At 60.2% G+C, this 19,546-nt stretch carries 17 protein-coding genes and 1 riboswitch; of the genes, 7 read left to right on the forward strand and 10 right to left on the reverse strand.

The window, feature by feature from the left end:
- Window positions 1–59: 59 nt before the first annotated feature.
- The 5 genes from cpdA to QRN20_RS02810 all read right to left on the reverse strand — a co-directional run bounded on the left by cpdA (window position 60) and on the right by QRN20_RS02810 (window position 4,257).
- A complete protein-coding gene (gene cpdA, locus QRN20_RS02790) occupies window positions 60–866 on the reverse strand; it encodes a 3',5'-cyclic-AMP phosphodiesterase (protein WP_082654213.1) in 807 nt (268 codons plus the stop codon).
- Between the two features lie 423 nt (window positions 867–1,289).
- Window positions 1,290–1,496, reverse strand: a complete 207-nt coding sequence (locus QRN20_RS02795; RefSeq protein ID WP_029243019.1) for a DUF4926 domain-containing protein — start codon at window positions 1,494–1,496, stop codon at window positions 1,290–1,292.
- An 8-nt stretch (window positions 1,497–1,504) separates the two neighbouring features.
- Window positions 1,505–2,944 carry a DUF6883 domain-containing protein gene (locus QRN20_RS02800; RefSeq protein ID WP_285359986.1) on the reverse strand — a complete coding sequence of 480 codons (1,440 nt, stop codon included), beginning with the start codon at window positions 2,942–2,944 and terminating at the stop codon, window positions 1,505–1,507.
- A gap of 252 nt (window positions 2,945–3,196) precedes the next feature.
- Complete coding sequence (locus QRN20_RS02805) at window positions 3,197–3,649, reverse strand: DUF1249 domain-containing protein (protein WP_004883494.1); 453 nt, start codon at window positions 3,647–3,649, stop codon at window positions 3,197–3,199.
- On the reverse strand, window positions 3,640–4,257 hold the full coding sequence (locus QRN20_RS02810; protein ID WP_029243020.1) for an NUDIX domain-containing protein: 618 nt from the start codon (window positions 4,255–4,257) through the stop codon (window positions 3,640–3,642). The genes QRN20_RS02805 and QRN20_RS02810 overlap by 10 nt, the downstream gene beginning before the upstream one ends.
- 208 nt (window positions 4,258–4,465) lie before the next feature.
- On the opposite strand from QRN20_RS02810, the gene QRN20_RS02815 reads away from it, so the two are divergent.
- Complete coding sequence (locus tag QRN20_RS02815; RefSeq protein ID WP_122606959.1) at window positions 4,466–5,212, forward strand: RsiV family protein; 747 nt, start codon at window positions 4,466–4,468, stop codon at window positions 5,210–5,212.
- Here the strand turns inward: QRN20_RS02815 and cytX are convergent.
- Both cytX and thiC read right to left on the reverse strand, forming a co-directional pair.
- Window positions 5,181–6,470 (reverse strand): putative hydroxymethylpyrimidine transporter CytX, encoded by a 1,290-nt coding sequence (gene cytX / locus QRN20_RS02820; RefSeq protein WP_122412327.1) that lies wholly within the window; start codon window positions 6,468–6,470, stop codon window positions 5,181–5,183. The two genes, QRN20_RS02815 and cytX, sit on opposite strands and share 32 nt — an antisense overlap.
- Before the next feature lie 145 nt (window positions 6,471–6,615).
- The gene (thiC, locus tag QRN20_RS02825; protein ID WP_029243023.1) at window positions 6,616–8,505 is read right to left on the reverse strand and encodes a phosphomethylpyrimidine synthase ThiC; all 1,890 of its coding nucleotides are present in this window, start codon (window positions 8,503–8,505) and stop codon (window positions 6,616–6,618) included.
- Between the two features lie 152 nt (window positions 8,506–8,657).
- A riboswitch (TPP riboswitch) is annotated at window positions 8,658–8,762 on the reverse strand.
- A gap of 164 nt (window positions 8,763–8,926) precedes the next feature.
- Between thiC and QRN20_RS02830 the strand changes: the two genes are divergently transcribed.
- Window positions 8,927–10,366 (forward strand): TolC family outer membrane protein, encoded by a 1,440-nt coding sequence (locus QRN20_RS02830; RefSeq protein ID WP_088236054.1) that lies wholly within the window; start codon window positions 8,927–8,929, stop codon window positions 10,364–10,366.
- 181 nt (window positions 10,367–10,547) lie between these two features.
- Here the strand turns inward: QRN20_RS02830 and waaA are convergent, their stop codons facing one another.
- The gene (waaA, locus tag QRN20_RS02835) at window positions 10,548–11,828 is read right to left on the reverse strand and encodes a lipid IV(A) 3-deoxy-D-manno-octulosonic acid transferase (RefSeq protein ID WP_122468658.1); all 1,281 of its coding nucleotides are present in this window, start codon (window positions 11,826–11,828) and stop codon (window positions 10,548–10,550) included.
- Window positions 11,829–11,965: 137 nt separating this feature from the next.
- Here waaA and QRN20_RS02840 point away from each other — a divergent pair, with 137 nt between their 5' ends.
- The 4 genes from QRN20_RS02840 to QRN20_RS02855 are packed head-to-tail and all read left to right on the forward strand — an operon-like array spanning window position 11,966 to window position 15,333.
- Window positions 11,966–12,298 carry an SMR family transporter gene (locus tag QRN20_RS02840; protein WP_122606963.1) on the forward strand — a complete coding sequence of 111 codons (333 nt, stop codon included), beginning with the start codon at window positions 11,966–11,968 and terminating at the stop codon, window positions 12,296–12,298.
- Window positions 12,299–12,346: 48 nt separating this feature from the next.
- On the forward strand, window positions 12,347–13,522 hold the full coding sequence (locus QRN20_RS02845) for an NAD(P)/FAD-dependent oxidoreductase (protein WP_025993089.1): 1,176 nt from the start codon (window positions 12,347–12,349) through the stop codon (window positions 13,520–13,522).
- A complete protein-coding gene (locus QRN20_RS02850; RefSeq protein WP_122606965.1) occupies window positions 13,519–14,334 on the forward strand; it encodes an aldo/keto reductase in 816 nt (271 codons plus the stop codon). The genes QRN20_RS02845 and QRN20_RS02850 overlap by 4 nt, the downstream gene beginning before the upstream one ends.
- A gap of 36 nt (window positions 14,335–14,370) precedes the next feature.
- The gene (locus tag QRN20_RS02855; protein WP_029243027.1) at window positions 14,371–15,333 is read left to right on the forward strand and encodes a hypothetical protein; all 963 of its coding nucleotides are present in this window, start codon (window positions 14,371–14,373) and stop codon (window positions 15,331–15,333) included.
- Window positions 15,334–15,371: 38 nt separating this feature from the next.
- On the opposite strand, the gene hldE is transcribed toward QRN20_RS02855, so the two are convergent.
- Window positions 15,372–16,793: a bifunctional D-glycero-beta-D-manno-heptose-7-phosphate kinase/D-glycero-beta-D-manno-heptose 1-phosphate adenylyltransferase HldE gene (hldE, locus tag QRN20_RS02860; RefSeq protein ID WP_029243028.1), complete on the reverse strand. Its 1,422-nt coding sequence runs from the start codon at window positions 16,791–16,793 to the stop codon at window positions 15,372–15,374.
- Window positions 16,794–16,979: 186 nt separating this feature from the next.
- Window positions 16,980–18,782, reverse strand: a complete 1,803-nt coding sequence (gene msbA, locus QRN20_RS02865; RefSeq protein ID WP_029243029.1) for a lipid A export permease/ATP-binding protein MsbA — start codon at window positions 18,780–18,782, stop codon at window positions 16,980–16,982.
- 116 nt (window positions 18,783–18,898) lie between these two features.
- Between msbA and QRN20_RS02870 the strand changes: the two genes are divergently transcribed.
- Complete coding sequence (locus QRN20_RS02870) at window positions 18,899–19,537, forward strand: BUD32 family EKC/KEOPS complex subunit (protein WP_029243030.1); 639 nt, start codon at window positions 18,899–18,901, stop codon at window positions 19,535–19,537.
- Window positions 19,538–19,546: the final 9 nt, after the last annotated feature.

Here is a 19,546-nt window from a genome sequence, read left to right on the forward strand (position 1 = left end):
GCGCAGTTTACAGGGACTAACGCGACAAAACCTTACTGGAAATAGTTACGTAAGACGATTCAGTAGCCGGTGCCGCCGTAATCGGCCTCGAACACCATGCCGACCACGCGGGAAACCCCCGTTTCAAGCTGTCCGTCGTCGTGCAAACGCAGCCATCGATAGCCTGGCGCAAGGGTGTCCAGCTTGAAGTCTTCACTGCCCGGCGCGAACTGAATGCAGGTCGAAGGTGAAGCCAGCAACCGCACACCCTGGCGCATCTGGTCGAATTCCTGATGCACATGCCCCCAGAGCACGGCGCGAACCTGCGGAAACCGTTCCACAACCGCAAAAAACGCCTCGGCGTTGCGCAAACCAATCGGTGCCATCCATTCACAGCCGATCGCCACCGGATGGTGATGCAGGCAAACCAGATGATGCCGGTCGGGCGCTTCGCTCAACGACTGCGCCAGCAGTTGCAACTGTGATTCAGCCAGAAAACCCGGCACCGAGCCCGGCACCGCAGAATCCAGCAACGTGACACGCCACTGGCCAATATCCAGCACCGGCTCCAGCAACCCGGCCCCCTGCGCCACCTGTTCCATCTGCGGCAACTCGTCGTGATTGCCGGCAAACCAGCGCGCAGGCGCTGCGATCTGTCCGCTGAGCCGACGAAACGCCTCATACGACTCCACGCTGCCATCCTGGGAAATATCCCCACTGGCAATCACCACATCAATATCCGGTTGCTCGGCCAGCACCCGCTCGACCACCTTTTCCAGGCTGTTACGGGTATTCATGCCCAGCAACGTGCCGCCCGCCTCGGCAAACAGGTGGCTGTCGGATAGCTGGACCAGCAAAACTGACGATGAAGGGGCTGCGCTCGGCAAGGCCGTCTCCTGGAAGGGATTCAGCGCGATTATGTGACGGCGAGCGATACGGGTAAACCCGGAATGTGGGTGTGGGTCACATTTGCAGGATGTCAGGGGAAACGTTGGCTCTTGGCTCGAGCTTTGCGAACTGTCTGTGCAATCAACGCACCCAGCGCTATACCTGCCAAAACAATCTGCACAAAAGCATAGCTATTTCCAGTTGAACATTCACCGGATACCCATAAAGACTATATGGCTCTCACGGTCCGGCATATGCAACTTTGCCGGTGCGGCTCCTCACCATACGATCCAAGCTCCGCACAGCCATACAACGATCATATGCGGCTGACAGCGCTTGAGGAGGACTCTGTCTCGACCCTCTGCCTCGAAAACTGCCGCCGTTACTTGGAGCTTTGCAGACCCTTCGGGCGATGAGTAGTTTTACCCAACATCCATCGCCAAAGATATCTGAGAAAGTAATAAAGTGAGCTGCACAAGCGTTCGGCCATCCTCATCCGTAAACTCAACTTCGTACGCAGCTCCCGGCCCTACGCATTCGTGAACAACAGTTCCAATATCACCTGCAAACAATCCTTCTTCAGGAACATCAACATCGAGCCTCACGACATCATTTATTGTCAACTTCATAAATATTTCTACCTTACAAATAATGTTGTCAACCGTGGGACCGATGAGCCCGGATCGTAGATCCAACCTGTGCGAACAATACCTTCTCGCTTTGGACCTTTGACCAGAATATCCACTCTGAAGCGAGCCCCTCTGTCATTCACCACTCCAGGTGTTGAGCCTGTAGTACGAACTCCATGATGAAGCTGCCTTATCAATTCATCCGCATTCTCTATTGTAAAACCAAGAGCAGACTCAAAAACTCGTGCTTTTGGTCCTCCGGAAACATGGTCTTTGTTTAGTGCGTAACCCGTTATCTTTCTAGGGTCAATCAAGGCATTAGCAGCCCCCATCAGAATGCCTGCGGTAGGCGGCTTGGAAACTCTTGCAGGTGTAATACCCTTCGCCTGCGAAATCACAACCGTCTGCGATCCGCTCCCTTTGCCTTCAGCAATCCCTGCCTCGTAAACCCTGGCTTTCTTGAGATTAGCGCCCAACTTGCCCAGTGTCTCGCCTAACCGTGTGAGCAGTGGCGTCAATCGTGTGGACGCGACTGAAGCGCGGGCTGCGAGGCCGGTGCCGCCGGTCAGAAATACCAGCAAGGCTGCCAGTACGATCTCGAAAACCATACCCCCGGTGAACTGGAGAATGGATTCGTGGTTCTGGAGGCTGACGTATTCTGCAGCAAAGTCTCGGAGTGCACGCTTGCTGGCTGCATCTTCGAAGATGTAGTTCGCAGCCTCATAGGCCTGCGCCATTTTTTCCCGGCTAATAGTCGCGGGATCAAAACCAAGCGCAGCGGCCAGGTCGCGGTATTGAGCCGCCGTGTATTGCTCCTGAAATGAATCCAGCCAGCCTTTTCCGGGTTCCGGCTCCGACTTCCAGGCCGCCACTGCCGCCTGTGCAAGCTCATCAAAGGGATTGGCCAGATCAGCGAATTCAAGGCCTGACTCAACCAGCCCCCAGGCGCCGTACAAAAATCCCCGTCCCAGTGCGATCTGGGCATAAAAGCCATTGGCAACCGCGCTGCGCTGCGCCTGGATCGCTGTTAGACGGTCGGCTTCGACTCGCTCGGCAGCCAGGATTTCGTGCAGGATCTTTTGCAGTTCTGCTCGAATGCCACCCAACTGCGCTTTCGGATCGAACTGCGGATTGAGCCGAATCCGATGTGCACGCCCTTCAATGACCTGACTGAGAAAACTCTTGGAATCAAGCGTGCCCCGGATGACCTGACCGTCTTCCTGAGTAAGCCCCCAAGGACAGCCAACCAGACACTCACCGTTACTCCAGAGAAATCGAACCCCCACCAGACAGCTGGATTTGATTTCTTCCTTATAAAGCGTACGTGGCGGCTGATTTTCCCAGGTGTATTCGGGTGGCCGTGGCTCCGGCGGGGGTTTGGCAGGTCCGTTCGGCCGGCAAACACCCGGCGTCGGCGAATAGTTGCCTCTGGTGTCGTAAACACCCATGGCGGTGAACTCCTTGTATCAATGATCACGCGTCCATGCGCTGGGGCGGTGCAGTTCAGTCGGTCGTGAAACCCTGGCTGAACGTAAGCAGATGAAAAACAGCCGGCGAGTTTAAGCGCTGGCGCGAGGTCGTCCAGCGTCAAAAAGTATCGGGAAATTTCGGAAGCGAAGGCTGAAACGTATTCAGCAAAATGCCGCCCATGAATAGCGGCATCTGTCGGCAGAGCGTGTCAAAACGTATCGAAAGATGAATCAGCGGACCGCTTCGAACTCATGTCCGCAGGCCAGACAGTGGCTCAGCCATTCGCCCAGAAACAGATTGAGCTGGGCCTTTTCGTCCGGCTGGTGCATGTCGGCGTTGGGATACGGATAGATCCCCCGGAAGCGACGGGCGTGTTCGGCGCCGATGACTTCGGCCATGCGTGCGTCGTGGTAGACCTGTACTTCCAGACTGGGTATCGGCAGCCATGGCAGGCTGTGTTCCTGGCGCACCTGCAGGGTGGTGGTGTACGGACAGTCGAGCAGAACCTCGACTGCCAGCACGCCCAGCATCTGGTCACCCTGGGTCACCGCAACGCGCCGTGAGCGCTGTTCGTTGCGCATGTCCGGCAACAAACGCATCAAGCGCGCGTAGTTGGCCTCGCAGGCAGCCTGCAGCCCGGCAAGGTCAACACGGTAGCGCTCGCGCAGTAGATTCACGACCATAACCCCCTTATTTCAGCGCGGTTCAACGCCAGCCATTGCAAGGCGATGATCGTTGCCGCGTTCATGATTCTTCCATCAGCCACGGCCTGCATCGCATCGTCGAACGACCAGACTGTCACGCGGATGTCTTCGCCTTCGGATTCAAGCCCGTGCAGGCCGCCCGCCCCCTGACTGTCGCACTGCCCCATGAACAGGTGAACGAACTCGTCACTGCCGCCCGGTGAAGGAAAGTATTTGGTGATCGGCCATAGCGCGCCGAACACAAGCCCAGCTTCCTCTTCTGCCTCACGATGAGCAACTTCTTCTGGTTGCTCGTCCTTGTCGATCAGGCCGGCCACCAGTTCGATCAGCCAGGGGTTGCCAGTCTTCTCGACGGCACCTACGCGAAACTGCTCGATCAACACCACTTCGTCACGTTTGGCGTCATAAGGCAGCACGCAGACAGCGTCGTGGCGAACGAACAGCTCGCGGCTGATTTCCTTGCTGGTGCCGCCATCGAACAGCTCGTGGCGCAGGTACAGTTTGTCCAGTCTGTAAAAACCTTTGAAGCAGTTTTCCCGCCGGGTAATCTCGAAAGCCGTCGGTACTGATCGGGTGGTCTGAGTCATGGGTTTCTCGCTTGCGGCTATCTTGAACTTCCAACCATCCTAACGCGCATCGACCACCGGATGCAGCCCCCTTAAATAAGCAGGGTAGACGGCCGCTACGTAAAACAATTCTAATCCGCCCAGCGGCGAACCGAACCGGGCCTTTGCAGTCCAACCTGCCTGCATACGCACAACACGACCGCCTTTACTGACTCTGCCAAGGATCAACATGTCGTTACTGAGGATCACTTCACTGGCCTGCCTGGCTCTTTTGCTGGGCGCCTGCCAAAGCCTCTTCACGCCCAACATGCGCGCACCGCTGCAGGTTCAGCGTGATGCTTCCGAGCTGATCAAGCCGGGTTGCACCACTGCCGACTGCCCGCTGGTGAACATCGATACCGTGCATTTTCCTGACGAGCCAAAGCTGGACGCCATCGTCCAGAAGACGCTGCTGCAACTGACTGCCGCTGACAGCAGCACGCCGCCGCCCGCGTCGATCAAGGCTTATCAGGAGCAGTTCCTGAACCGCGCCCAAGGCCGCAACAGCAGCTACCTGCAAGCCAAGGTACGCGAGCAGCATGACGGTATCGTGGTCGTCGAGCTGTCCAGTTACCTGGATAACGGCGGCGCTCATGGCAACCCTGGCCGGGCGTTCATCAACTATTCGCGCCAGCAGCAGAAGGTGCTGACGCTGGCCGACATGGTGATTCCAGGCAAGGAGCAGGAGTTCTGGCAGAAAGCCGAACTGGCTCATCAGGGCTGGCTGGTGTCGAGCAAGATGAACGAAGACGCTGCATTCGTGCAGACCTGGCCGTTCAAGCGCACGCCGCACATTGCCCTGACTTACGGCGCTGTGATCCTCAAGTATCCGGTGGAAACCATCGCGCCCTACTCCATGGGCCACATCGAGCTGAAGATTCCTTACCCTCAGCTCAATGGCATCATCAAGTCGGAACTGTTTCCCGGCCGCGGCTGATCGCACGACCGATCAACAGTTGCAGCACGCCAGCGACGATGAGCGCTGGCAGTGTTGCGCCGACATCCGGATACAGGTTGGCCAGCAGGTGGTAGGTGCTGATACCGCCCAGCCAGGACAGCAGACTCATCCAGCGCAAGCCACTCGCCGCGACCTGACTGCCGCGACGACGCAGGATGAAATGATCCACCAGCACCACGCCGAACAGCGGCGCGAACACCGAACCGATCAATAACAGAAAATTCTGGTACTGCGCCAACGGTGCGAGACACGCGATCAGCGTGCAGACGATGCCGATGAACAGCGCCAGATGCTCGACCTTGATCCGGGTCAGCAACGCCGTGGAAACTGCCGCCGAGTGAATATCGGCAAAAGCGTTTTCCGACTCGTCCAGCAGAATCAACAGCAACGGAATCCCCAGACCCGCGCCGGCCAGCGCCAGCAGCAGCGCATTCGTTTCGCCACTCGGCGCGAACGCCAGGGTATAGGCGACGCCCAGCCCCATCAGCCAGAAGTTGCCGATAAAGAAGCCCACAGCGGTGCCACCGAACACGTTGCGTGCGCGCTGGCCGAATCGGGAGTAGTCGGCAATCAGCGGCAGCCAGGAAAGCGGCATGGCGATGGCGATGTCGAAACCCACCGCAAACGGCATCGACCCGTCACCGGTACGCGCCCAGAGTGCGGCGAGGTCAGCCTTGGTCAGCAGGTTCCAGGTCAGCCACAGGCAGGCGGCAAGTAACAGCCAGATGCCCCAGCGGCGCAGGATCTGACGCACAAAGGTCAACGGCCCGCCGACGGCCAGCAGGGTCGCCAACGCACCGAAGAACAACGTCCAGAGCAGCGGATTGGCACACAGGCTGCCTTCCGCGAAAGCACGTGCGCCGAGGAGGCTGGCGGCATCGCGCATGACGATGATCTCGAACGAGCCCCAGCCGATCAGTTGAAGCAGGTTCAGCACGGCAGGCAACGACGCGCCCTTGCTGCCGAGGCTGAGTTTGAGCGCGGCCATGGACGACAGGCCTGTGTCCGTGCCGATCACCGCCACGCTGGCCAGCAGCAGGACGCCGACCAGCGTGCCGAGAAGTATCGCCAGTAACGCGCCGGACATGCCCAGCCCCGGCGCCAGCAAGGCACCGGTCTGCAGCACCATCAGGCCGATGCCCAACGAGAACCACAGGGAAAACAGATCGCGCCCGCCGAATACCCGCTGACTGGCAGCGATGGGTGTGTCGGGGGAATAGGTGCCGGGTGTATTCACGGTTCTGGCTCGTTAGGAAATGAGTGATCTATCGTCTTGCGGTTCGGACGCGGAGCGTCCTGAGCGGCATTCCCATGCAGGAGCATGGGCATGCAGCCGTGACGCTCCGTGTCACATCACGGAGCGCACACAGACAGCAGGCGTGTCAGACCTTTTTATAGAGCTGACTGCCTTCCTGTTTGAAACGCTCGGCCTGATCCGCGAGACCCTGGGCGACGTCTACATCGACGGCCTCGATTCGCTGATTGGCTGCGTACTCGCGCACTTCCTGGGTGATTTTCATCGAACAGAATTTCGGGCCGCACATGGAGCAGAAGTGCGCGACCTTGGCCGAATCCTTGGGCAGGGTTTCGTCGTGATACGAGCGCGCGGTGTCTGGGTCCAGGCCCAGGTTGAACTGGTCTTCCCAGCGGAATTCGAAGCGGGCCTTGCTCAAGGCGTTGTCGCGAATCTGCGCGCCCGGATGCCCTTTGGCGAGATCCGCTGCGTGAGCGGCGATCTTGTAGGTGATGATCCCGGTCTTCACGTCATCCTTGTTCGGCAGGCCCAAATGCTCTTTCGGCGTGACGTAGCAGAGCATGGCGCAACCGAACCAGCCGATCATCGCAGCGCCGATACCCGAGGTGATGTGGTCGTAACCCGGCGCGATATCCGTGGTCAGCGGGCCAAGGGTATAGAACGGTGCTTCGTCACAGCACTCCAGCTGCTTGTCCATGTTCTCCTTGATCAACTGCATCGGCACATGGCCCGGGCCTTCGATCATGGTCTGCACGTCGTGCTTCCAGGCGATCTTGGTCAACTCACCCAGAGTCTCCAGCTCGCCGAACTGGGCCGCGTCGTTGGCGTCGGCAATCGAGCCCGGACGCAGGCCATCGCCCAGCGAGAAGCTGACGTCGTAGGCCTTCATGATTTCGCAGATGTCTTCGAAATGGGTGTAGAGGAAGTTCTCCTTGTGATGCGCCAGGCACCACTTGGCCATGATCGAACCGCCACGGCTGACAATGCCGGTCACGCGCTTGGCCGTCAGCGGCACGTAGCGCAGCAGCACACCGGCGTGGATGGTGAAGTAATCGACGCCCTGCTCGGCCTGTTCGATCAGCGTGTCGCGGAACAACTCCCAGGTCAGGTCTTCGGCCGCACCGCCGACCTTTTCCAGCGCCTGATAGATCGGCACCGTGCCGATAGGGACCGGCGAGTTGCGGATGATCCACTCGCGGGTTTCATGAATATGCTTGCCGGTGGACAGGTCCATGACCGTGTCCGAGCCCCAGCGAATGCCCCACGTCAGCTTGGCGACTTCTTCTTCGATGGAAGAACCCAGCGCACTGTTGCCGATGTTGCCGTTGATCTTCACCAGGAAGTTGCGACCGATGATCATCGGTTCCAACTCGACATGGTTGATGTTGGCCGGAATGATTGCGCGACCGCGGGCGATCTCTTCGCGCACGAACTCGGCAGTGATTTCTTTAGGGATGCTCGCGCCGAAGCTGTGCCCGGCGTGCTGCTGAGTCAGCAGGCCAGCCGCTCGGGCTTCCTGAAGCTTCATGTTTTCGCGGATGGCGACGTATTCCATCTCGGCGGTGATGATGCCCTGACGCGCATAGTGCATCTGGCTGACGTTGGCACCCGCCCTGGCCCGGCGCGGGTTGCGCACGTGGGCAAAGCGCAGCGCGGTCAGCTCGGCGTCGCTCAGGCGCTGCTGACCGAAGTTCGAGCTCAGGCCCGGTAGACGCTCGGTGTCGTTACGTGAGTCGATCCACGGGGAGCGCACATCGGCCAGGCCTTTGCGCACGTCGATGATCACGTTGGGGTCGGTATAGGGACCGGAAGTGTCGTAGACCGTGACCGGGGCGTTGATCTCGCCGCCGAAGTCGGTCGGTGTGATATCCAGAGTGACCTCGCGCATGGGCACGCGAATGTCCGGGCGCGACCCCTGGACGTAGATCTTCTGCGAACGGGTAAACGGCTGTACCGATCCGGAATCGACCTGCGCCGACTCGCTCAAGTGGGGTGCGTTTTTTGGTTTTATGCTCATCACGGTCTCTCCAGACATCCACTGTGGATTTATTGTCGGAGTAACCTGATCGGGACGGACGGGTGCACTGAAGAAGTGCTGAGTATCGAGAGAGGCGTGCTGTTCATTGATTGAACGATCGACCCCGGACGACACTCAAGAGGACTCGCCGGGTGACGAGAAATCTTGTTCCCTACGCAGGCGCTAACCTGATCAGGTTCAACGGGATCCGGTTTAACCGATCTCAGCCTCACAGCAAGGCACCCCGACAAGAACGGCATCAGTCTATGCCGCGTCGAGGCTGTAAAGCCAGCGCAATTGCGTGGGCATCGATAAATGGCTGAAATGGCCGATTGTTGCGGTCTGCGTCTGGCTCTACACTCGCTATCCCGGTTTTTTCCATCGAACCGTGACAATTTTCTTCATGAACAGGGAACGCCTCATGTTGCGCAAACTTTCGTTGGTCGTGGCTGTTTCATTTGCGTCCAACGGACTGACCTGGGCAGCCGATATGCCGCTGCCGACCAAGACGGGTCTGGTGAACGTCTACGAGCAGGCGGTGGACAACAACGCCGATCTGGCCGCTGCACGCGCCGATTACGCTGCGCGCAAGGAAGCCGTGCCTCAGGCGCGTGCCGGTCTGCTGCCCAATCTTTCCGGCAGCGCTCAGGCCAACAACACACGCACCAGCATCGATCAGCCCAGCAGGATCGCAACCCGTAGCGGTACGGTCTATCAGGCGACCCTGAGCCAGCCGATCTTTCGTGCCGACCGCTGGTTCCAGCTCCAGGCCGCCGAAGCGGTCAACGAACAGGCCGCGCTCGAGCTGTCGGCCACTGAACAGAACCTGATTCTGCAATCGGCGCAGAGCTACTTCAGTGTGCTGCGTGCACAGGACAGTCTGGCAGCGACCAAGGCCGAGGAATCGGCATTCAGGCGCCAGCTGGATCAGGCCAGGGAGCGCTTCGATGTCGGCCTGTCGGACAAGACCGACGTGCTGCAGGCGCAGGCCAGCTATGACACCTCGCGCGCCAGCCGCATTCTCGCCCAGCGTCAGGTAGACGATGCGTTTCAGGCGCTGGTAACCCTGACAAATCGCGAATACAACTCCATCGAAGGCATCGTCCACACCCTGCCGGTGCTGGCGCCGACGCCCAACGATGCCAAGGCCTGGGTCGACACCGCAGCCCAGCAGAACCTCAACCTGCTGGCCAGCAACTACGCAGTCAACGCCGCCGAAGAAACCCTGCGTCAACGCAAGGCCGGCCATGCGCCGACGCTGGATGCCGTCGCAACCTATCAACGTGGCGACAACGATGCGCTGGGGTTCAACAACCCCAACTACACCGGGCAGAACTACGGCGGTGATGTAGAGCAACGCACGATTGGCGTTCAGCTGAATATCCCGATCTACAGTGGCGGGCTGGTCAATTCGCAGGTGCGCGAAGCCTATTCAAGGCTGAGCCAGAGTGAACAGCGCCGCGAAGGCCTGCGTCGTCAGGTGGTGGAAAACACCCGTAACCTCCACCGTGCGGTGAACACCGACGTGGAGCAGGTTCAGGCGCGCAAGCAGTCGATCATCTCCAACCAGAGCGCACTGGAAGCCACGGAAATCGGTTATCAGGTGGGGACGCGCAACATCGTCGACGTGCTGGATGCGCAGCGTCAGCTGTACGCGTCGGTGCGCGACTACAACAACACGCGCTATGACTACATTCTCGACAACCTGCGCCTGAAACAGGCCGCTGGCACGCTGAATCCGGGCGACCTGCAGGACCTGTCGCGCTATCTGAAATCCGACTACAACCCGGACAAGGATTTCCTGCCACCGGATCTGGCAGCGGCGGCCCGCAAGAACTTCGAAAGACCGGCCCAGCGCTGAGGGCGGCAGCCTCGGCACTGATCGTGCCCACAGATCCGCGTCACACTCAAGAGCGGACGGGGCGCGTCCTGAGAGGCGTTACCACGCAGAGCGTGGGAACGATCCCATACCGCATTCCTTCAGGTCGATTTGTGTATAACGCCGAGCGCAGAGCGTGGGCATGCAGCCTGGACGCTCTGCGTCACATTCTCTGCATCAACCGCCCGATTCCATCCAGCAAACGCTGCAGTGCGCCCTGATTGGCCTTCATCACACCCAGACCCGCTTCAGCCATGGTGGCTGCCAGCTTCGGCTGATCGAACAGGCGCTGCACGGCGACCGCCAGTGCGGCTGAATCGCTCACCTCTTCCAGCGCTCCGGCAGTGCGTAGCATGGCGGCGATTTCGAGGAAGTTGAACAGGTGCGGGCCGCTCAGCACCGGCTTGGCCAATGCCGCAGGTTCCAGCAGGTTATGGCCGCCATTGGGCACCAGACTGCCGCCGACGAACGCGTTGTCCGCCAGCGCATACAGAAACAGCAGCTCGCCCATGGTGTCGCCCAAAAGTACCGACACGTCGGGGGTGACAACCTGAGCAGTGGAACGCCGAACGGTGCTGAAACCCTGCTGCTGACACAACCCATGCACGCTGTCGAAACGCTCGGGATGGCGCGGCACCAGAATCAGCAAGGCATCGGGATGGCTCGACAGCAGCGTGCGATGCGCCGCCAGCACGCTTTCGTCCTCGCCCGCATGAGTGCTCGCCGCGATCCACACCGGGCGTTGCGTGGCCTGCCACTCTTCCCGCAGCTTGGAAGCGCGCTCCAGCAATGCGGGGTCGATGCTCAGGTCGAACTTGATCGAGCCGGTCACCGTCACGCACTCAGGCCGCGCGCCCAGATCACGGAAACGCTGGGCCTCGACTTCGGTCTGCACAGCGAACCATGCCATCTCGGCGAGCATCGGCCTTGTCAGTTTCGCAAAACGGCCATAACCCCGCGCCGAACGCTCCGACAGCCGAGCGTTGGCCAACACCACCGCAATGCCGCGCTTGCTGCATTGATGAATATGATTGGGCCACAGCTCGGTTTCCATGATGATGCCCAGGCGCGGCTGCACATGATCGAGAAAACGCCCGGCCGCCCACGGCAGGTCATAAGGCAGGTAACAATGTTGAATGCGCGGCTCGTCGGCGAACATCGCCTTGATTCGCTCCGAACCTGTGGGCGTCATGCAAGTCACAGTGATCGGCAGTTCGGGATACTGCGCCAGCAAGGCGCGGATCATGGGCGCGGCAGCAATGCTTTCGCCGACCGACACCGCATGCACCCAGAGACCGCCACGCTGCATCGGCGGCAGGCCCATGGCGAAGCGCTCGCCGATGCGCTGGCGATACGCAGGCGCCTTGCGAGCGCGCAACCACAACCGCAGGGCAACCAGCGGCAGGCCCAGATGAAACAGGAAGGTGTAGAGGGTTCTATTCATGGGCGCGGAGTTTATCAGCCCGCCTGCGCAATGCCACAACGACATGAAGACGCAGACACGATGGCGGGCGGCGTGTGAATCATCAGGTCGGTCACCACCATCCTTTAGAATGCGCTGTCTCATACAAGGAAAAAATCATGAATCCGTATTACCTGCTGGGCATCGCAATCTGCGCCGAAGTCATCGCCACCACCTCGATGAAAGCGGTGAAAGGCTTCAACACACCGCTGCCCCTGCTGCTGGTCATTGGCGGCTATGCGATTGCGTTCTGGATGCTGATTCTGGTGATGCGCACCATTCCCGTCGGCATCACCTATGCCATCTGGTCGGGCATGGGCATTGTCATGGTGAGTATCGCGGCATTCCTCGTCTACGGTCAGAAGCTCGACCTGCCCGCTCTGCTGGGCATGGGAATGATCGTGGCGGGTGTCGTGGTCATTCAGGTGTTCTCGAAAACCGCCGGGCATTGAAAGTCCGTTCCCTTATAATGGCCGCAATCTTTACTCACTGAGGTGCCCATGCCATCTGTTATTTCCACTGACGTCCTGATTGTCGGGGCTGGCGTTGCCGGCCTCTGGCTCAATGCCCGGTTGCGTCGTCAAGGGTTCTCGACAGTGCTGGTAGAAAGCGCAAGCCTGGGTGGCGGACAGAGCCTGAAGTCTCAGGGAATCATCCACGGCGGCGCCAAGTACGCGCTGCACGGCGCCCTGTCGGGAGCCTCGGAAGCCATTGCCGACATGCCGCGTCGCTGGCGTGAAGCCCTCGACGGCAAGGGCGAGCTGGACCTCTCGGGCGTGCGCCTGCTATCCGACGCCCATTACCTCTGGTCGCCGGGCACGATCGCGGGCAACCTGACCAGCTTCTTCGCCAGCAAGGCCGTGCGTGGGCGCGTGGATCAGGTCAAGGGCGAGCAATTGCCGCCCGCACTGCAGCATCCGAAATTCAAGGGCAAGGTCTATCGGCTGGCAGAGCTGGTGGTCGATGTGCCGAGCCTGATCAATCGTCTCGCAGAACTGGCCGGTGACTCGCTGCTCGCCGGAAAACAGATTGAGCCGCTGTACGAAGGCGACGAACTGATTGGCCTGCGGGTCGATGGCACGGATATACATGCCCAGCGCATCGTACTCAGCGCAGGCGGCGGCAATGCCGATCTGCTGAAGGCGGTCGGTATCTCGCAACCCCAGATGCAGCGTCGTCCGCTGCACATGGTGCTGGTCAAAGGGCCGACCCTCAAACCGCTGTATGCCCACTGCCTGGGTGGCGGCACCAAACCGCGCATCACCGTGACCACGCACCCGGCGGCCGACGGCCAGTGGGTGTGGTACCTGGGCGGCGATCTGGCCGAGGCTGATGGCGTCGCCCGCGAGCCCGAGGCGCAGATCGCCGTGGCCCGCAAGGAGCTCGAAGCGCTGCTGCCCTGGGTCGACCTGAGCCAGGCGCAGTGGGCGACCTTGCGCGTTGACCGTGCGGAACCTGCACAATCGGGTCTGGTGCGTCCCGACAACGCCTTTCTGGACAGTCAGAAACGTTTGATGGTGGGCTGGCCGACCAAGCTTGCGCTGGCGCCGGACTTCGCCGACCGCGTATTGTCAGTCCTGTCCAGGGAAGGCATCCACCCGACGCCGCAACCGGCGCTGGCGAATGTGCCGAAGCCACCCATTGCCGTTCCTGTCTGGGATCAACTGCTGCCATGAGCCTGAAAACCCTGCACGACCTGCATCGCCCGTTCGGCAGCACCGGCCTGAGCGTCTCGCCGCTGGGTCTGGGCACCGTGAAGCTGGGACGCGATCAAGGCGTGAAATACCCCAGCGGCTTCAAGATCCCGGATGACCAGCAGGCCGCGATGCTGCTCAGGATGGCCCGCGACATGGGGATCAACCTGATCGACACCGCGCCCGCCTATGGCACCAGCGAGGAACGCCTTGGCCCGCTGCTGCGCGGCCAGCGTCAGGACTGGGTCATCGTCAGCAAGGTAGGCGAAGAGTTCGTGGACGGACAGTCGAGCCACGATTTCAGCGCCGAGCACACCCGTCTGTCAGTCGAGCGCAGCTTGAAACGCCTTGAAACCGACTTTCTTGATCTGGTACTCGTCCACTCGGACGGCAGCGATCTGGCGATTCTCAACGAAACGGCGGTGTACGAAACCCTTGCGGCGCTCAAAAGCGAGGGCAAAATCCGTGGCTTCGGCTTTTCCGGCAAGACTGTCGAAGGCGGCCTGCTTGCCCTGCGCGACGGGGACTGCGCGATGGTCACCTATAATCTCAATGAACAGGGTGAGAAACCGGTTCTGGATTACGCGGCTGCCCACGGCAAAGGCATTCTGGTCAAGAAGGCGTTGGCCAGCGGCCATGTGTGCCTGACGCCCGGGACAGACCCGGTCCAGGCCAGCTTCCAGTTACTGTTTGAACATCCGGGCGTCGCCAGTGCTATTGTCGGGACCATCAACCCCATGCACCTGGCACACAACGTTGCCACCGCTGCTGCCGTGATTTGCCGTCAAGCCTGATTTGGGCGGCCGACCCCAACGCAAGAAGGAGCCGATATGCCGCGAACATTGATTCGGAAGAATCCCAGCAACTTCAAGACCCTGCCGCTGTTCGTCGAAGCCACTCCTGAAAGCCTGAGTTATCAGAGTGTCGGCATGCCGATGAACTTCACGCAGACCTTGCAGCGACGCCGCAAGGTCGAGGTGCCGGACCCTGAGCGATTCGCCACCGAGCTGGCCAATCTCGGGGTGTCGATCCGCCTGACCATCAGTTGGCAGAACCGGGATTACTGGGTGCTGGTCCGGCAACGCCGTCAGGACCGTGGCGACGTGGTGCTCAAGCTGATTTCAGGCTATGTCCCGGCGCACGAGCTGACGCTGCCGCTGCACACCGCCATTCAGGAAGTCGCTGAAGAGTGCCTGATCGAAACGCCGCAGGGCTGGCTGAGCGGAATGTTCAAGGACACATGGCTGCCCGCTCCCTACGCAGCGGCGTTGCATTACCGGGAGGCGATGCCCTTCACCCTCAGCCCGCTCTCGGGTGCTGCCAGACCGGTACGGGCTGGCAACCTGACGCTGCTGGAACGCCCCCGCGCCTATGTCCACCTGCCCACTGCGTCGCTGCAGCTGATCTATGACATGCGTCTGGAAATCCCCAAGGAAGCCCGCCCGATCAGCCTGTTCCACGTCGATGAGGTGCTGGAAAACGATCAATTGGTCGCCCGCCTCAACCGAAGCAAGCCCGACCTCTACCTGATGCCGCTGGAAAACGGCTCGCCACTGCCAGAGCTGTACACGCTCAAGCGTGACAAGCTGACCCCAGCGGGCACGCGTGGTCTGTACCTGGCAGAGAGCTTTGCGGCACAGGATGGCTGGGTGGTGCGTGAGGAAAGGATTCGCTGGAAAGACTGGCTGCGCCAGCAAGGCATGACACCACCGCCAAAGAAGACGGGGCTGAAGCGTTTGACCAGCAAAGCCAGAGAGCTTCTGGGACTGGCACGCGGCAGCTTGAGCAAATAACCGGTTTGCCCGGAACGCTCCGGGCAAACCTGATCCACTCACTGTCCGCGAATTTTCTCGACGATGGCCGTGGTCGAGCTGTTTTCAACCAGCCCCAACACCTTCACTTCGCCGCCGTAGGCCTGCACGATATCGGCACCAACCACCTGATCGATCCCATAGTCGCCGCCCTTGACCAGCACATCGGGCTTGACGTGGGTCAGCAGGTTTTCAGGTGTGCCTTCGGGGAAACTGATCACCCAGTCCACAGCGCCCAGACCGGCCAGAACGGCCATGCGGCGATCCACGCTGTTGATCGGACGACCAGGGCCTTTGAGACGGCTCACGGAGGCATCGTCGTTGACCGCCACGATCAGACGATCACCTTGCGCGCGCGCCTGCTCCAGGTAGGTCACGTGCCCGGCATGCAGGATGTCGAAGCAGCCGTTGGTGAAAACGATCTTTTCCTTGTGTGCCCGCGCGTCATCGACGGCGAGCAGCAACTGCTCCAGCCCCAGAACACCACGCTCCGAGCCCTCTTCGCGCTGAATCGCACGACGCAGTTCAGGCGCGCTGATGGCCGCCGTACCCAGCTTGCCGACCACGATACCTGCCGCCAGATTGGCCAGCGCAACCGCATGTGGCAGTTCTTCACCAGCCGCAATCGCCGCCGCCAGCGTGGAAATGACCGTATCACCGGCACCGGTGACGTCAAAGACTTCACGCGCACGCGCTGGCAAGTGCAGCGCCTGTTGATCGGGGCGCAGCAAGGTCATGCCGTGCTCGCCACGGGTCACCAGCAACGCGCCCAGATCCAGCTCGCTCATCAGCTGCGCGCCCTTGGCAACCAGCTCGGCTTCGTCGACGCAATGGCCGACGATGGCTTCAAATTCGCTGAGATTCGGCGTGATCAGGCTCGCGCCACGGTAGATCGCGAAGTCCTTGCCCTTGGGATCGGCCAACACCGGAATGCCGCGCTCGCGGGCCGCCCGGATCAGTGTCTGATGGTTTTTCAACGCACCTTTGCCGTAATCCGACAGCACCAGCACCTTGACGCCATCCAGCAGGTTTTCGACTTCTGCGCTCAGGGCCTGTGCATCGGTGGCGAAGGGTTCTTCGAAGTCGATACGCAGCAGTTGCTGGTGCCGGCTCATCACCCGCAGTTTGACGATGGTCGGCTGGTCGGCGATGCGCTGGAAACGAGCCAGAACACCGGCTGCCTTGAGGCTGTTGCTCAGACTTTCTGCCGCTTCGTCTTCACCGGTGACGCCCACCAGCGAAGCTGGCGCGCCCAGTGCAGCGATGTTCAATGCCACGTTGGCGGCGCCGCCCGGACGGTCCTCGATCTGGTCGACCTTGACGACGGGCACTGGCGCTTCGGGGGAAATACGCGAGGTACCACCATGCCAGTATCTGTCGAGCATGACATCGCCAACCACCAGGACAGGGGCCTGATCAAAGCGCGGCATGGATAACTTCATCGAACAACCCGTACTAGAAAAATGGACAGGGGCGGAATCTTAGCACAGGGGGTTTGAACAGACAGGCTGTTCATAACCGGATTCCTGACGCTGACAAAAGACGATTCCAGCGGGAGAAAAGATGCGTGTAGTGATGCGGTGAAAAGCCGCTGCGCCGTGTTTGAAACACAGCGCAGCCAGGCTTGATCAGATCGCACCGACAGGCGCTGGCTCGTCCAGGCCCATAGCATGCAGGCGGGCGTAATAGCCGTTCTTTGCCAGCAGTTCGGCGTGGGTGCCGCGCTCGACAATCTGACCGGCATCCATGACCAGAATCAGGTCGGCTTTCTCGATGGTGGAAAGACGGTGCGCGATCACCAGCGTGGTGCGTCCTTTCATGACCTGATCCAGCGCGGCCTGAATGTGACGCTCCGACTCGGTATCCAGCGCAGAGGTCGCTTCATCGAGGATCAGCACCGGCGCGTTTTTGAGCAGCGCACGGGCAATCGCCAGACGTTGGCGTTGGCCACCGGACAGCAGCACGCCGTTCTCGCCCACCGGGGTGTCAAAACCTTGCGGCAGCTGGTCGATGAATTCCTTGGCGTAGGCGTCAGCGGCGGCCGCCTCGATGTCGGCACGCGGCGCACCCGCCAGATCACCGTAGGCGATGTTGTTGGCGATGGTGTCGTTGAACAGTGTGACGTTCTGGTTCACCTGCGCGATGTGGGTACGCAGGTTGCGCAGGCGATAATCGTTGATCTCGACATCATCCAGCAGGATATGACCCAGTTCGTGGGTATAGAACCGCGGAATCAGATTGGCCAGAGTCGACTTGCCGCTGCCCGAACGTCCTACCAGCGCAATCATCTGCCCCGGCGCTGCCGAGAAACTGATGTCGTTGAGGACCTGACGCTCGGTCTCGGGATAGAAGAAGCTGAGGTTCTTCACTTCCAGGCGACCCGAAACACGCTCGCGCTCGAGGGTGCCGGTGTCGATTTCCTGCTGCACATCCAGTTGTTCGAAGATGCTCTCGGCACCGGCAACACCCTTCTGGATGGTAGAACTGACTTCCGACAGCTGACGAATCGGCTTGGGCAGCAGGCCTGCGGCTGTGATGTATGCCACCAGATCGCCCGCCGTCGCATCGCCACGCAGGAACAGCACCAGGAACATCAGCACCGCCATGGCGGTATAGATGACCAGTTGCAGCATCGGCGTATAGATCGCGCCGGTCTTGGTCATGCGCAACTGCTTTTTGGTATTGCTGTTGCTGGCACGCGCGAAACGATCCTGCTCGTAGGTTTCGCCGCCGAAGCTGCGCACCACGCGATAACCCTGAATGGTTTCGGACGCAACGTGGGTCACGTCGCCCATCGCCACCTGGATCTTCTTGCTCTGCTTGCGGAATTTCTTGCTGGCGGTGCCGACCATGATGGCGATCACCGGCAGGATGGCGAGCATGACCAGCGTCAGCTGCCAGTTCATCCACAACAGATAGATGAACAGGAACACAACGGTCAGGCCTTCACGGATCACCACCTTGATGGCATCCGTGGCGGCACCCGTCACCATGGTGACGTTGAAGGTGATGCGTGAAATCAGATGGCCCGAATTGGTGGTGTCGAAGTAGCGATTGGGCAGTACCAGCAGCTTGTTGAACAGTTCGACGCGCAGGTCATGCACCAGCCCCAGCGATACCTTGGCCAGGAAGTAGTTGCCGAGAAACGAACCCAGACCCTGCCAGGCGGCGATCAGCACGATCAGCAGCGGCACGGCCTGCAGCAATTGCAGGTCCCTGAGGTAGGGAACATTGGGGAACAGCACCGCTTCCGGATTGCTCAGCCCATCGACGAAATATTTCAGGATGCCCGCCAGCATCGGCTGAGTGGATGCAAAGATCACGAAACCGAGGATGCTGAGCAGGAAAATGCCCACATACGGACGCACATAGGACAACAGGCGGAAGTAGATTTTCACGCTGGAAGTGGCGGACGATTCGGAGGTTGTCATGAGTATCCGTCGTGTTAAAAAGAAGCGGAATTGTATCACAAGCCGTTTTCGCAACAGCCTGCTGCGGTAACATAGGCGGCCCGTACAGCCCTTGGGGCGCAGAATCCGGAGTATCGATGCAAGCGCTCGACCACGCCCACTACCTTGCCCTGGTTCAAGGTGCCGAAGTGCTTGAAGCCGACGGCACGGGCGATAAAGTACTACGTCTGAATGACGGTTCAATGTTGAAACTGTTTCGACGCAAGCGGCTGATCAGTTCCGCCGCCTGGTATCCCTATGCCAAACGCTTCGCTGACAACTGCCTGACCCTGGCCAAACGCGCCATCCCCTGCCCGCATGTTCGCACTGTCTACAGAATCGCCGACATCGCCCGCGACGCGGTGCATTACGATCCGCTGGCCGGTCACACCCTGCGTCAACTGCTGGGCAAGGCTGCCAGCGATGATGACCTGCGCATGCAACTGGGGCGCTTCATCGCCAACCTGCATGAAAAAGGCATCTATTTTCGCTCAGCGCATCTGGGCAATGTGATTCTTACCCCGGAAGGCACGCTGGGCCTCATCGACATTGCCGACCTGAAAACCTACCGTCGCCCGCTGCGCAAAAATCTGCGGCTGCGCAACTTCAAGCACATGCTGCGCTATCTGGAAGACCGGCAATGGCTGCTGGGCGACGCCAACCCGGCCTTCCTCAATGGCTACCTGAGCGGTCAGAGCGTCTGCACCGCAGCGGAACTGACCCAGGCCATGAACTGAAAAAATGGC

It is taken from the genome of Pseudomonas sp. fls2-241-TYG-175 (assembly GCF_030209155.1).
Lineage (GTDB): Bacteria > Pseudomonadota > Gammaproteobacteria > Pseudomonadales > Pseudomonadaceae > Aquipseudomonas > Aquipseudomonas viridiflava.